General features: G+C 59.8%; 13 protein-coding genes. 7 read left to right on the top strand and 6 right to left on the bottom strand.

Translation table 11 applies throughout. From position 1 onward, the window contains the following. Positions 1-4 precede the first annotated feature (4 nt). Together hpnI (ACSQ83_RS24335) and ACSQ83_RS24330 are read left to right on the top strand one after the other, a co-directional pair. The gene (hpnI, locus tag ACSQ83_RS24335) at positions 5-1,240 is read left to right on the top strand and encodes a bacteriohopanetetrol glucosamine biosynthesis glycosyltransferase HpnI (protein ID WP_436229891.1); all 1,236 of its coding nucleotides are present in this window, start codon (positions 5-7) and stop codon (positions 1,238-1,240) included. A gap of 36 nt (positions 1,241-1,276) precedes the next feature. Further along, the gene (locus ACSQ83_RS24330; protein ID WP_414954540.1) at positions 1,277-2,287 is read left to right on the top strand and encodes a lysylphosphatidylglycerol synthase domain-containing protein; all 1,011 of its coding nucleotides are present in this window, start codon (positions 1,277-1,279) and stop codon (positions 2,285-2,287) included. A 45-nt stretch (positions 2,288-2,332) separates the two neighbouring features. Here ACSQ83_RS24330 and hpnK read toward each other — a convergent pair whose 3' ends face one another. Continuing rightward, positions 2,333-3,166: a hopanoid biosynthesis-associated protein HpnK gene (gene hpnK, locus ACSQ83_RS24325; protein WP_436229890.1), complete on the bottom strand. Its 834-nt coding sequence runs from the start codon at positions 3,164-3,166 to the stop codon at positions 2,333-2,335. A 114-nt stretch (positions 3,167-3,280) separates the two neighbouring features. After that, positions 3,281-4,576 (bottom strand): bacteriohopanetetrol glucosamine biosynthesis glycosyltransferase HpnI, encoded by a 1,296-nt coding sequence (gene hpnI, locus ACSQ83_RS24320; RefSeq protein WP_436229889.1) that lies wholly within the window; start codon positions 4,574-4,576, stop codon positions 3,281-3,283. A gap of 322 nt (positions 4,577-4,898) precedes the next feature. Between hpnI (ACSQ83_RS24320) and ACSQ83_RS24315 the strand changes: the two genes are divergently transcribed. From ACSQ83_RS24315 to ACSQ83_RS24295, 5 genes are all read left to right on the top strand, one after another. After that, entirely contained in the window at positions 4,899-5,465 is a 567-nt protein-coding gene (locus ACSQ83_RS24315; protein ID WP_436229888.1) for a cytochrome b, read from the top strand. 416 nt (positions 5,466-5,881) lie between these two features. Next, a complete protein-coding gene (locus ACSQ83_RS24310) occupies positions 5,882-6,421 on the top strand; it encodes a hypothetical protein (RefSeq protein WP_414954536.1) in 540 nt (179 codons plus the stop codon). Beyond that, positions 6,418-7,080: a response regulator gene (locus ACSQ83_RS24305; protein ID WP_414954535.1), complete on the top strand. Its 663-nt coding sequence runs from the start codon at positions 6,418-6,420 to the stop codon at positions 7,078-7,080. The genes ACSQ83_RS24310 and ACSQ83_RS24305 overlap by 4 nt, the downstream gene beginning before the upstream one ends. Positions 7,081-7,094: 14 nt before the next feature. Then, positions 7,095-8,462: an ATP-binding protein gene (locus ACSQ83_RS24300; protein ID WP_414968332.1), complete on the top strand. Its 1,368-nt coding sequence runs from the start codon at positions 7,095-7,097 to the stop codon at positions 8,460-8,462. A gap of 322 nt (positions 8,463-8,784) precedes the next feature. Next, positions 8,785-9,576: a COG4705 family protein gene (locus ACSQ83_RS24295; protein WP_414954533.1), complete on the top strand. Its 792-nt coding sequence runs from the start codon at positions 8,785-8,787 to the stop codon at positions 9,574-9,576. Positions 9,577-9,703: 127 nt separating this feature from the next. Here the strand turns inward: ACSQ83_RS24295 and ACSQ83_RS24290 are convergent, their stop codons facing one another. The 4 genes from ACSQ83_RS24290 to ACSQ83_RS24275 form a co-directional block, all read right to left on the bottom strand. Further along, the gene (locus tag ACSQ83_RS24290; protein ID WP_436229887.1) at positions 9,704-10,240 is read right to left on the bottom strand and encodes a hypothetical protein; all 537 of its coding nucleotides are present in this window, start codon (positions 10,238-10,240) and stop codon (positions 9,704-9,706) included. A 22-nt stretch (positions 10,241-10,262) separates the two neighbouring features. Further along, complete coding sequence (locus tag ACSQ83_RS24285; protein ID WP_436229886.1) at positions 10,263-10,988, bottom strand: hypothetical protein; 726 nt, start codon at positions 10,986-10,988, stop codon at positions 10,263-10,265. 145 nt (positions 10,989-11,133) lie between these two features. Next, complete coding sequence (locus ACSQ83_RS24280) at positions 11,134-12,498, bottom strand: sigma-54-dependent transcriptional regulator (protein WP_436229885.1); 1,365 nt, start codon at positions 12,496-12,498, stop codon at positions 11,134-11,136. Beyond that, positions 12,483-13,976 carry a sensor histidine kinase gene (locus ACSQ83_RS24275; protein ID WP_436229884.1) on the bottom strand — a complete coding sequence of 498 codons (1,494 nt, stop codon included), beginning with the start codon at positions 13,974-13,976 and terminating at the stop codon, positions 12,483-12,485. The genes ACSQ83_RS24280 and ACSQ83_RS24275 overlap by 16 nt, the downstream gene beginning before the upstream one ends. Between the last annotated feature and the right edge of the window lie 287 nt (positions 13,977-14,263).

The following is a 14,263-nucleotide window of genomic DNA, read 5'->3' as shown; positions in this document are numbered from 1 at the left end:
CGCGATGAAATATCAAATCTGGATCGCCTGCGTGGTCACGCTTCTCTCGTCCACGGCATTGCTCGCGTTTCTTTTGCCGGGTGACTTCGCGCATTGGGTACAAAGTCCCGCGATCTGGATCACCACCTCATGCGTAACGTTCGGTATCAGCTACACCGTAGTAGCAACGTTGCTTGTGCGGCGCTTCTTCGCGCGCCCTGTCGTTGAAACAACGGCGTTCCCGGCGGTGACCATAGTGAAGCCGTTGCATGGCGCCGAACTCGCGTTGATGCAGAACCTGATCTCGTTCTGTCAGCAGGATTACTCCGGTCCCATTCAGTTTCTGTTCGGCGTGCACGACTCACGCGATATCGCTCTCGACGTGGTTCGCCGCGTGCGCACACTTTTCCCCAATGCCGATATCACCGTGGTTTCGGACGCACGCTTGTATGGGCCGAACCGGAAGATGAGCAATATCCTCAACATGCTGCCCGAGGCGCGTCACGATATTCTCGTTTTCGCGGACAGTGATGTCGCAGTTGAGCCCGACTACCTGCGGCGCGTGATCGGTGAGTTGCATCAGCCCGGGGTTGGCCTCGTGACATGTTTGTATCGTGGGCAACCGGACTCAGGGTTCTGGGGCGGTCTTTCCGCGAATGCCAGCAACTATCAGTTTTTGCCCAGCGTCGTCCTCGGTCTTGCGTTAGGCATGGCGCGTCCTTGTTTCGGCCAGACGCTCGCCATGCGCCGCACGACATTGGAAAAAATCGGTGGATTCTCTCAGTTCGTGCATCACTTGGCAGAAGACCATGCCATTGGCGAAGCCGTGCGACTGGCGGGCGAAAAAGTCGTTGTACCCGCATTCGCGGTGACACATGCGTGCGTGGAAAAAAGCGCAGCGGAATTCGTAGCACACGAGCTGCGATGGAGCCGGACGATTCGCACCGTCGACCCTGCCGGTCATCTTGGCTCCGTACTCACGCATCCGTTAGCGTTTGCATTGCTGAGCGTAGTGGTATCGGGCGGTGAGGTCTGGGCGTGGACCACGGTGGGCGCGGCGATCGTCGCGCGATTCGCACTGAAAGTGCAGATGAATAGAGCGCTAAAGCATCCGTCCGCAGGCGTCGCGCTGTTGCCGATCTGGGATCTCGTGTTGTTCGCGGTCTATTTGTTGAGCTTCTTTTCATCACACGTGGTCTGGCGCGGGTTCAACTTTACGGTGGGACGAGATGGCTTGCTCATTCCGGTCATCGAAAAATGAAAGAGCGGCGAAAATCATGATGTCGATGGAGCCGACTTGAAGCGCTATATAGGAGCCGCTGCGGCGCTATCCGGATTGATGACAGCCGGGTGGCTGGTCGCCCATGAAAACCCGGGTGCTGTAATTGCGCTCATGCGCACGGCAGGTTGGGGATTGAGCTTCGTTGCGATCGCGCATGTGCTGCCCATGATCGCGAATTCGCGCGACTGGCAAACGCTGGTTCGCGGCGCCCACCGGCCCTCGCTAGGCAGGATGCTGCACCTTGTATGGATCCGCGAGTCCGTCAACAGCATGCTGCCCGTAGCACGTATTGGCGGCGAGGTGGTGTCGTTCCGATTGATGACACGCAGCGGCTTGCGGCCCTCGACAGCGGCGGCGAGCATTATTGTCGATATGCAGTTGACGGTCATCAGCCAGCTCGTGTTTACATTGGGTGGCATCGGCTATCTGGTCGCACAGTCGAGCTCAAGCTTGCTGCGCCTTGCAGCCGAACTTGGGCTTGGTGCGGCCGTCCTCGCACCCTTTCTCATTCTGTTCGCGTTGGTCCAGCACGCCAGCCCTTTCGAGCGCATGGCCCGGCTGATAAACAGCCTATGCGGTGGTCAGCTTGCAGCACTCGTGGGACAGTCGGGCCGCATCGATCAATCGATCAAACTCATCTGGCGCCGTCGCGGTGTCATCCTCCGATATGTCTTCTTCTGGCAACCATCTCAGTGTGTGCTGACTGCTTTTGAGCTATGGCTCGCGCTGTATTTTCTCGGTGTAACGGTCGCTTTCCAGAAAGCGATCGTGCTGGAACTGCTGATCCAGGCGGTGAGCAGCGCCGCGTTTTTTGTGCCCGGCGCGCTTGGCGTTCAGGAGGGCGGGTTTGTACTTATCGGAGGCGCGTTGGGTCTTGACCCGGCGACGAGTCTCGCCCTCGCCGGCTCGCGCCGCATCCGCGACCTGATCGTCTTTTTACCGGGTCTGGCCGCATGGCAAGTCGCGGAATCGACAGGAATGTCCCGAGGCATTCTGCGTTCCCGCGACGCAAGCATCAGCCCTTGAGGGCAAGCGTTACTAATCAGTTCGCCTTTCAATGTGTCGCGGGCATCAAAACGCGTCGGGAAAAATATCGGCGAATCCGCCACGCACTGCGCCCGTGGCATGCATCGCCGCAGCTACGCGCCGTGAGAGCAGCGCAGCGAGTTCATCGGCGGGACGATAACCGGTCATGGATTGCGTAACAGGCTCCGCGCCCTTGCCGGCGATCGCCGGATGTGAATAGATCTCGGTGACACCATTGGGCAAATGTCCCAGCGCGCTTATCCACGCTGCTTCGTCCATCCGGCCGCTTTGCGTCATGCCGATGACGTGATCGTTATGCACTATGCCGTGATGATCGAGCCTCGCTTTCACCAGCGTGGTCCATGGCCTGAGACCGCTTGGTGCGCCCGATTCAAGCGGCAGTCGCATGGCGCGCATGCCGAACTCGCTCCCGACTTTAAGTATCAGCGAAAGTATCGTCGGATGAAGATGAAAGTGCTTGTGCGTGTTCACGTGATCAAGCGGCAGACTCGTTGCGGCGAACGCTTCGAATTGGGCTCGAATCTCTTGCTCAAGCTGAGAACGCACACGTGGCAGAAAGAAGAACCGGATGCCATCGCGCACCATGGCGTCGCCGAAGCGGCCCGCATGATTCACGAGGTCTGGTATCCGGGACGCATTCAGCGTTGCGAAGCCATCCGCCAGCACGAGATGCAAACCTACGCGCAGGCTGGGCAGCCGCTGCGCCCGCTCGATGGCATCCGCCGCTGCGCGAGCACCGACCATCAGGCTCGCCGACGTCAGCAAGCCTTCACAATGGGCGCGTTCGACCGCTTCGTTCACGCGCGGATGCACGCCGAAGTCATCTGCGTTGATGATCAATCCACGTATGCGACTCATGTTAGTGGGGCAAGTTGCCATCGCCAGTAATGGGCGCGTTCGACCGCTTCGTTCACGCGCGGATGCACGCCGAAGTCATCTGCGTTGATGATCAATCCACGTATGCGACTCATGTTAGTGGGGCAAGTTGCCATCGCCAGTAATGGGCGCATCCGGCCGCAGCGTTTTCATGCATGACCTTGTGTCAGGATGCCAGGTTCTATCGAAGGCTTCCGGACCGTCCGGCTGGGTCTTGCCCTCAAGATCATCGTCGATACGAATCCGGCTGCCGCGCCAGACCACATGCGATCCGAACGCCGCGACAGCCCACTCTGCCCACAGGAGCAAATCCCGCAGGGGAATGAGCGGCAAATCGCGCAGGAACACGCGCCAGTCGCGTGCGCGACGCCAGTGCAGCAAGATGCGCGCGCTCACGCCAAATGACGTACTTAGATCTAGCAGCATATCTGCGACTGATGCCGCGCGGGTTCCCGCGCTCTCGTCGTAACCGAGGCCAAGGATAAAGCTCGCCAGGAGCCACGGCGACGCGAACGAAATCAGGATAAATGCGAAGCCAAGTGGATGAACCAGGCGGATAGTGCGCAACCACCGCTTCTCGCGTTGCCACAGCGAGCGAAAGTCACGTTCGGTTACATCAGTCGAAACGACAACTTCCGATAGGTACGTACCTAGCCCCAGTTTCCTGACTTCGTGCGCGATGGAGTAGTCGTCGGCGATGCAATTTTTCACTACTGTCAAGCCGCCGATGCTATCGAGCGTCTCGCGCCGCATCGCGAGCGTCGCACCGAAACCGAAGCGCTGCGATCCCGTTGCGTGCGCGAGATACACGGAAGGCGCGAACCACTCATCAATGAAGAGCGCGCCCAGGCGGCTCCAGAAATTTCCCACCCTCCGGGCGCGATACAGGCACGTCACAATGCCGACGTCCTTTTGTTCAAGCGGTGCAATGACGTTCACGAGGTAGTCCGGCTTGACTGCAATGTCACTGTCGGCCACGACGATCACCTCATTGCGCGCACTTTGCTCCATATTGATCAGGTTGCTGACCTTGTGATTCGTTCCGTGGAGCGACGGGTCCACTACCAGAGTGATGTCTACATGGGGATAAGCGGCGTGCAAGCGCGCGACCACTGCGACAGCTGGATCGAGATTGGACGAGACGCCGAAGATCAGTTGAAAGCAGGGATGCGTTTGGTCGCAGAAGGTTGCGAGGTTCGCGTAAAGACGAGGCTCGAACCCGCATAAAGGTTTCAGTACGCTGACTGGTCGCGGCGTGACGTCGCGTACGCCATTGGCGTACCGGGGCGGAGAGCCGTGGCGAACCAGCGCTACCAGCGTGATGTAACAAGTCGAAAAACAGCACAGCGCAATCAGGATCCATTCCGTCGCGAGCAGCGGCGTCCAGGTCATCGCAATCCCCGTAAAAAATATTGAGTGCGGTGCGAGCCAAACGTAATTGTGGAAACGAACACGCGTGCGCGCAGCGTTTTGTTCAAGCCGTGAGACGACTTTTGAGCATAGGATGTGAGTCGGCTGCGTCCGATCATAGATACAGATTTAATGGACACAATTAGCGTGGCCTTACATAGCTATCCGATCGCGAAGCGCTGATGCGTGAAATGACATTGCGATGCCCGCGCGTGCAGATTGCGAAATTCGTCATGGGCCGCTAAGCCTTTCCTAAGTCTTCGGGTTCAGGTTGCTGGCTCCACACCCATAGAGGCAAAGCAAGATGCGGCCGATCCAATTAAACACGCCATCAACCTATAGCGGACCCGCGCGCTTCTTCCACTGGGCAACCGTGTTGCTTCTCGCGGGGCAATATGTGATCGCGTGGACCATGCCCGATGTGCATCGCGACACGCAACCCATAGAGTTGATCGCGTGGCATTTATCGGCGGGAATGTTGATCCTGCTGTTGGTTGCCGTGCGGGTCATCTGGCGCATCACGCATCCTGCGCCGCCCGAGTTGCCAGGCATTCCCCGCTTCCTTGCGGGTGTTGCACGCCTTACGCACTGGCTGCTTTATTTCCTGCTGATCGCGCTGCCGTTGATGGGATGGGCTAATGCGTCGTCCAGAGGCTGGCGAACCTTCTTGGGCGGAATGGTGCCCTTGCCTCCGTTGTCATCGCAAGGATCGCCTTTCGGACACTCCCTCGGAGACTGGCATCAAGTCTTTGCATGGGTGCTGCTCGCGCTCATTGGATTGCATGCGACTGCAGCGCTGTTCCATCATTTCGTTCTCCGCGATGCAACCCTTCGACGCATGCTTCCCGCTAGCCGAACAGTGCGTAAGTAAATGCTGGCGGAGTAGTCATGAGAAGCGGTTTTATTCGCAGTTGGTCGCGGTCGAAGCAGTTCCGTGTATTCAACGCTAAGGCAGGTCTTGATCGGCACGGTTGCCGCAGGGTTCACGTTTGGAGTAGGAGGATTGTTTGGCATATCGATGTCCTGAAGCAGCTGAAACAATTTGCAAGAATAAAATCCGCGAAAAACGCCGATTTCACACACTATGTAAGCCCTTGCTAATTATCGTTGCGCCTTCCGAACCTATCATGGGGTGCGGGTTGGCTCCAAACTGAGGAGACCAACAAATGAACCACACATACAACCGTTCCGGCAGCGACCGGCCAACCCGCAACTTCCCTTTCCGACATGCCTCACCATGCCGTGTCGGAAACGTGGGTTCTTCCATGAGTCCGAGGATACGGTGTCATGTCTAACGGTTGGTTGGACGGTATGGGAACGGTCGCCGGGATTTTGCTCGGCATTGCGATCCCGGCCCAGGAAGCCATACGCGCACACAAGGCAATCGGGGCGCTGCTGGCCGAGCGCATCCAGGCGACCACGGATGCGTTTGATGCCGCAAATGCACTTGCCCAGCAAGCGATATGTGCGTTGTGCGGGCCCGTACCCGAACGCACTCACTTTGCCACGACTTATAACCGCTCGTACATCGAGCATGTGCTCAAACGCGTGGAAACAGCGGCAAACGAAGCAATTGGCACCGCCCCCAAAAGCGCGACCGCTTTCGTCAATGCGGTGTCAGGCGCGCGAGCCAGCACGCGCGATTTCTTTGATAACCTGAGCGCAGCAAATCTGGCTAAGTCCACGCCGCAAGCACTGCATGGCTTGTCGGACCGCCTCACCCGGGATCTGCGCGAGCTTCATGTAGCAAGCGACCGTGCACTGAAAACGCGGCATGTCGGCATGTCCGCCATCGGCGCAATATGCGCGCGCTGGAACCCCCGATGAAAGTACTGCTCGTAGAAGACGACTTGATGATTGGCGAGGTGGTCAGAGACGCCCTGAAGGATGCGGCGTGCGCCGTCGACTGGGTTCGCGACGGTTCGCAAGCGCTCAACGCGGTCAACGTTGGTTCATACGAAGCGGTTTTGCTCGACCTTGGTTTGCCACGGGTTGATGGCATGGACGTGCTGAGTGCCATCCGAGTCAGCGACAACACCATCCCCGTATTGATCATTACGGCCCGTGACGCGGTCGCGGACCGCATTCGTGGCCTGGACAGCGGTGCCGACGATTACGTCCTCAAGCCATTTGAAATGTCCGAACTGCTCGCGCGCTTGCGGGCTATTGTGCGTCGCCGCGCGGGCGTCGCTGCACCGGTGCTGACCAATGGCATCATATCGCTGGATCCCGCAACGCACGAAGCGCGCTCTCCCGAGACTTCAGTGCGGCTCTCCGCCCGCGAGTTCGCGTTGCTGCACGCATTGCTGATCCGTCCAGGCGCGATTCTGTCGCGTACGGAACTGGAGGACCGCATCTACGGCTGGAATGAGGAGGTCGAAAGCAACGCGGTCGAATTCCTGATTCACTCGCTGCGTCGCAAGCTGGGCAGCGATACGATCAAAAACGTCAGAGGTGTGGGATGGATGGTGTCAAAAGGCGGTTAGGGCAATCGCTCCAGTTGCGACTGTCCATATGGCTCGCAATCGCCGTTCTTTTAAGTGCCGTCGCGGCCGGTGTGTTCTCGTTCAAGGCCGCGTTCCACGAAGCCAACGAAATCCAGGACCTGCAACTCAAGGAAGTGGCCGCGCTCGTCACGGCGAACAATGTTCAGCTCATGGAGGAAGGCTCCATGCACTATGTGCCAGACTTCGAAGCAGAAGCGAAAGTCGTGGTACAGAGGCTGTCCAATCGCAGCGTCCAAGGGTTGGCGGACCTGCCGCCTGCGCTTCCCGACGGCATCCAGACCTTGACCCTGAATGGCCACGAATGGCGCATCGTAGTTCGTACCTTGGCGCCGGGTGTTCGCGTGGTCGTTCGCCAGCAAACTTCCGACAGAAACGAAATCGCCCGCAACAGCGCTGTCGCTACGCTCATCCCCTTTGTCGTACTGGCACCCGTTTTCATCGGCGTGGTGTTTCTGCTGGTCGGGCACATGTTCAAGCCCCTCAGGCGACTCGCCTCTGAGCTCGACGCGCGCCCGGATCACGATCTGTCCGAGATAGACGTGACCGGGGACGCGAAGCTTCCTGCTGAGATCATTCCGTTCCTCGTCGCCAATAACCGCTTGCTTGGGCGGGTCGCTGAGTCCGTTGCACTGCAACGCCGGTTCGTAGCCGATGCCGCGCATGAACTGCGCTCGCCGCTCACCGTGCTGTTGTTGCAGGCGGAGCGGCTTGATTTGTCGGAGATGTCGAGCCAGGCGCGCGAGCGCTTTACGGGTTTGCGCACCGGCCTGATGCGCACGCGTGCGTTGGTTGAGCAGTTGCTGACGCTGGCGCATGTGCAGGAAGCAAACGGTGTTCAAGCATGTCAGACTCCGGTCGCGCAAGCCTTTCGGCTGGTGCTTGAAGACCTGATTCCCATCGCGCAGGCGCGAGAGATCGACATCGGAGTCAGCGGTGAGGCGGACGTCTGGGTTCCCGCAAGCGAAGCAGATCTGGGCACGATGCTGAAGAACCTGGTTGATAACGCCATCCGCTACACGCCGTCCGGTGGCCGCGTCGATCTGTCGATACAGACCGCAGATAACCGCACGTCGATCGTAGTCGAGGACACTGGACCGGGTATTCCTGCGGATGAGCGAGACCGGGTGTTTGACCGGTTTTATCGCGTGCTCGGGACGGGCCAAAGCGGCTCTGGGCTCGGGCTGTCGATTGTCCACACAATTGCAACCCGTATCGGCGCATCCATTACGCTAGGCGATGCGACTTGGCGCGATGGTCGCGGCGGACTTCGCGTCACACTGACGTTTCCAGAGATGGACCAACCTGCTGCGCCAGCCGAGTCCGATCACAAACGCCCGATGAAGTTCGAGCCTGTTGCGTGAAGCCGGCGACGGCCGTGCACCCGCTGCCGATACTCTCCAATGCTTGTAACTAGCGCTTGCTGATCCGGGGCACAAACCGGCCGGACACCGCATGCAAGCTGACGTTCTCGGCAGCACTGTGACGTGGCCCGATGCATATCGCCGCGTTTTCGGCCTTCAATATAGAAGATCAATACTACGCATTCCTTATGACATCGAGAGTTTACCCCGTTTGCAAATTTCAATTACTCGCCCCCGGCGGCTACCCATATAAGGCTTTCTTAAGCAACGACCAATGATACTTGGGGGCCATTTTCCGGCGTGCCCGCCACAAGGACCCAAGATGAAAAGCGATGCCTATTCGTTACTCGACCATGCGGTCATCAAAGTTCCCCAGGTAACGGTGGGCTTCTGGATCATCAAGATCGCGGCGACCACACTCGGAGAAACAGGCGGCGACTGGGTGACAATGTCACTCAAATTGGGCTACCTGACCGGCACCGCAATTTTTGCAGTGATTTTTATCGGACTCGTTTCCGCACAAATCAAAAACGACCGGTTCCGTCCGTTCCTGTATTGGGCAACGATCATCGCGACCACAACCCTCGGGACCACACTTGCCGATTTTTTCGATCGATCAATCGGCATGGGATACACGGGCGGCTCGGCCATCGTGCTGGCGTTGTTGTTCGGAAGCCTAGCCGTCTGGTACAAAACGGAAGGGTCTGTCGCGGTCGAGAGTGTGTCGACACCTCGCGCCGAATGGTTTTACTGGATCACCATCCTGTTTTCGCAGACGCTGGGAACCGCGCTGGGTGACTGGGCCGCCGATAAGGATCTCGGCGGCCTCGGGCTCGGCTACGAGTACGGAGCACTGATCTTTGGCGGGGGACTGGTGGTCGTCATGGTGCTGTACTTCTGGACAAATCTCTCTCGCACGCTGCTTTTCTGGGCCGCCTTCATCCTGACCCGCCCGCTCGGCGCGACGCTCGGCGACCTGCTCGACAAACCCCTCGCACAAGGCGGCCTCAATGTCAGTCGCTCGTACGTGTCGCTGATATTGCTTGGCTTTATCGTGCTATGCATCGTGCTGATTCAGCAGCGCCCGGCGTCGCGTTTGACGAATCCCCGATAGGGGTCGCGAGTGTCGCGCGATTCCTTGCGATACCCTCCCCGCCGGACGAACGAGCGAACCATTTCAAAGCTAGCCGATTGCGCGTGGGCAACGCGCACAAATCAAACGACTGTGTCCAGCGAACCCATCAATCGGTGTCAACGAGCTCTGCAATGTCGTGCACATCAATGGCACTGCCGAACTTGTTCTTTACGCCACGCCCCCAAGCCCGAACATGTGTGCCCGGCGCAAGATAATTCGCCAGTTCGGCGGCAGCGTGCGGCGGCATGCGCACCGATGTACCGTCGTCCAGCAACGCACCGCGCAATTCGCCCTTGGGACCGTACAACGATCGTACGACTTCGCCTTGAACATCCATCGACTTGCCTTCCGGTTTCACCCGATGCTCATGATGCCCTGGCCCCTCGTCAATGATCTCCACCCCTTGCTGCGACTTGAGGCTGACGGCAGCAATCACATCGGCTCCGCGAGGCTTCACTCCACGAACGCGGAGCCGATCGCCGAGCGCAATGTGTTTCGCTACTTGCTTCGACAAATGCGGCGGAAAGTGAACTTGAAGCGTGCCATCGAGAATCGCGCCGTCCAGTTCGCCGTGCGGATTCATCAGGAAGCGGGTGACTTTGCCGTGTGTTTCGGGCAGGCAAGCGGGATCGATCCAATGCATGTTTTTGCTCCTTCGATATCGGTTATTGAGGTTGGGGGTCGTAGAGCGGTGTCAGGTTTCCGGGGGTGCCAAAGGCAGTGGCTTGAAGCGACTCGCCGTAGCGATTGCGCGTGCCATAGCCCTGCGCTGCGATGACCGTTCCGGGTTGAAGAAGGCTGGTGAATTGGGACGCCACCGGCGGCGTCAGTTTGACAACGGTACCGTCGGCGAGCAACACGCCATCGGGCTCGCCGCGCGGCGCTGTCGTCACGCGCAGGATGCTGCCGCTTGCTTCAAGCTTCACGAGTCCGGTGCCGCGCCGTTCCCCTGGCGAACGCGGAGGCGGCGGCTGGTCTGCAATAGACATGCCGGTCCGATCGTTGATGATCTGTTGCGCTCGCACGGTGCCACCGGGCGTCGTCTCGCCGACAATGCGAACCCGCTCGCCAGGTGCCGTTGACGCGACGACTTGCGAACCGAGATGCGGCGGGACCATAACAAGCGTGTTATCTGCGAGCATCATGCCGTCGACATCGCCGTCGGGATTGATCAGATAACGCTTGACCACCCCGGCGATGTTGGCCTGCACGAGATTCGGATTGGCTGCGAGCGGAGGCGGAGGCGGAGGAGACACAAGAGACGTTGTCACGCCTGCCTGCGGACCCGCAGCGTGAAGCGGTTGCGCAATCTGAGCGTACGCTGCGGATGCCGCTGTCAATATTAGCGCCGCGCAAATGGTCGTGGCGAGGTTCAGGTTAAGGCCTTTCATGGTTGGCTCCATCGAGTCGAATGGTCGTAGCCAGATTTCGCAAGTCGCGTGCCATGCTTGAGTGGCTTACCCCGCAAGGCTCCGAGTGAAATCATTGACGCAGACTGTCGATACGTTGGACGCAGGCTGTCCAATCACTGGACGCTCAGCCCAGCTTATAAGCCGCCAGCTTTGTGTACAGTGACTGCCGGCTGATTCCCAGCTTGCGCGCCGCTTCCGCGCGATTACCCGCCGTTTGAGTCAACGCCCGCTCGATCGAAGCGCGCTCGAGCCGCTCGATCGCCTCAGGCAATGGCAGGTCAAGCAAACCCGCCGACATATCCGACGCCAACAGCGCAGGCGTAGCGTTCACCAGGAACGCGAGATCGTCATCAGTGACTTGCGCGCCCCGCGCCAGCGCCGCCACGCGCTCCATCGCATTGCGCAGTTCCCTCACGTTTCCAGGCCACGCGTGACTCAACAGCCGCGCTTCGGCACTCGCGCTGAGGCTCTTCAACGGGCCGCCGCCGGCCGCCGTGATCGCCAAAAAATGAGATGCGAGCGGGATGATGTCGGCCGGCCGCTCACGCAGTGGCGGCAACATCACGGGAATCACGTTCAGCCGGTAAAACAGGTCTCCGCGAAACGTACGCTGCACGACTTCCTGTGCGAGATCGCGATGCGTGGCGGCGACGATCCTGACATCGATGGGCAGGGGTTTGTCGCTGCCCACGGGTGTCACCACGCGCTCCTGGATGGCGCGCAGCAATTTGGCCTGCATGCTGAGCGGCAAGTCGCCGATTTCATCGAGAAAAAGAGTGCCCCCGTTTGCTTGTATAAAGCGGCCGGGCCGGTCCGATATCGCCCCCGTGAACGCGCCCTTCACGTGGCCGAAGAGTTCGCTCTCCAGAAGATCTTCGGGAATCGCTGCGCAGTTGATCGCAACGAAAGGCCGGTCTTTTCGCTTCGATGCATCGTGCAGCACCCGCGCCGCGACCTCCTTGCCGGTGCCGGTTTCGCCGGTGATGAGCACCGTCGAATCGCTTGTCGCCGCCCGGCCGATCTGCTTCTGCACATCGCGCAACGCTTCGCTATTCCCAAGCAGGCGGGGAACGCGGTCATCGACATGGTCCGTGGGCGGTGCAACAGTCGACACCGTTCGCTCCGACGCGCTGATCTTATGCAGCAAATCGGCGATCGTACTGCGTCCGACCGGCTTGGTGAGATGATCGAACGCGCCAAGCCGCATCGCGTGGATGGTGTTGTCGCTGGTTGCAAAACCGGTGAGCACGACGACCGCGAGGTTTTGCCGGCTAGTCATCGTGCGCACTTGTTCGAGCACCTCGATGCCGTTCATGTCGGGCAGGCGAAGATCCAGGAACAGGCAATCGACGGGTTCATCGCGCTTCAGATGCGCGAGTGCGGCCTTGCCGCTTGTGGCCTGTACGATTGAATGCCCGAGATCGGCGATGGTCTCGGCGAGGCTTTCGCGAAAGGCGTCGTCATCGTCGACGATCAGGATGGTTGACATGGAATCTCGATGACAAAACATGCGCCCTGACGACGCGTTTCATAAAAGGCGCGGCCGCCGTGAGCCGCCGCGATCTCGCGCACGACGGCCAGGCCAAGGCCCGACCCGGCGGCGTGTCCCGTGACGAACGGCTGAAATACACGTTCTCGTTCTTCAGGCGGTACGCCGGGACCATCATCTAAAACTTCCAGGCGCAGCGTGTTCGGCGCAACGACCGCGCGAAGGGTGACGTGTCCGTTCGACGGTGCGTGGCGCAGCGCGTTGATCAGAAGATTGTCGACCGCACGTGCGAGTTGATCGGCGTCAATCGGGAAGCTGGTTCGACCGGAGAGTTCCTGCTCCAGGTTCAACGTAATGTTCGCACGCTGCGCCGCGTCGCGGTGCAACTCTGCCTGCCCTTGCAACCACGCTGCCAATGGCACCGATTCAATATGCACCCGCACCGGCTGCGTCAGCGCGAGCAACGCGCCAAGCTGCGTTTCCACGCGCTGGATCTGTTCGAGTATCGATTTGAGCGCACGGTCTTTTCTATTGATATCGCCCGCCAGCGCATTCTCTGCCTTCAACCGCATTGCGCCGATCGGATTGCGGATCTCGTGCGCAACCTGCGCCGCGAGCCGGCCAAGCGCGGAAAAACGTTCAGCCGCGACGAGCCGTTCGTTCAATGTGCCAGCCTGCGCCTGCAACGCCGTCGTGCGTTCACCGTAGGCGTTGAAGGCGGCGACGATCTTGTCGAGATCGGGTTCCCCGGTGGAAATCATCGGGACAAAGCGGTCGTCGCGTGCAACCAGACTTGCTTCGATACGGGCGAGATTGGCACGCCAGCGCCGCAGCAGGAAACCCAGCCAGACCGCAATCGCCACGATCAGCGTCAGCATCGCGACGAGGACGGCGACGAGGGTCCTGCCATCGGCGCCAAGCGGCGGATGCGTGCGCGTGAGTGTCCAGGCGAACAGGTCGTCGTGGTGAGCGACCGGACACGCGGCCACCACCACTGCGTCTGCCTGTCCGGCGACTGAAGTAGCCGTGGGGCTTTTGGCCGCGGTGGCATCGCGCAAGGTCCGCAGGATCAGCGGCGTCTCGGCTTCGGGGATATCGCGCTTGATGCCGCTGCCCTGGTATGTCGGGAATGCGTAAGCTTCGAAACTGCCGCGAGATGACGGACTGGTCTTGTCCGCGCGCCAGAAGCCGCCCTCCACGCCATTGATCTGCGCGAATACAACATCGAGGATCGCGTGCATCAATTCCGTGTTGGGCGCCAATGCAGGCTGCGACGAATCGGTCGACAGGTCATAGCGCGAAGCCACGGCTTCGCAAGCGGTCAGGCTCGATTGGCGCGCGATGGCGAGCTGACGGGTCACATTGGCCTCGGCTATGAACCAGACGAGGCTGATCAGCACCGCACACATAAAGGCGACCAGCGCCCAGAATACGGCGAGCTGACTGGCGAACGAGAGATGCCGGGATGGTGTGCGCATGGCGCGATCGCTAAAAAGACAAGAAGATACGGATAGCAATATTCTCGCCTGAGACCTCCTGCCGTGACGGCCCGATATTGTTTCGTCATGCAAACGTTGTCTGAGGACCACCGATTCGGCTGCGAACCCGATGACCCACCCGACGCACTGTCCGGCCGAGTGTCCATTCATTGGACGACGGGTGTCCAGCAACCGGGCAATCCGGCACCGCCGGCAACCGCGCTGAAGCTGCCCGGCAAGGCTCCGGCGCATGGCATGCACCTTGCGAAAAGCGTCGCGTCGCCGAT

Source organism: Caballeronia sp. LjRoot29, assembly GCF_964252755.1.
GTDB lineage: Bacteria > Pseudomonadota > Gammaproteobacteria > Burkholderiales > Burkholderiaceae > Caballeronia.
The sequence above is the reverse complement of the archived record's forward strand: the minus strand, read 5'-3'. Positions and strand labels throughout refer to the sequence as shown.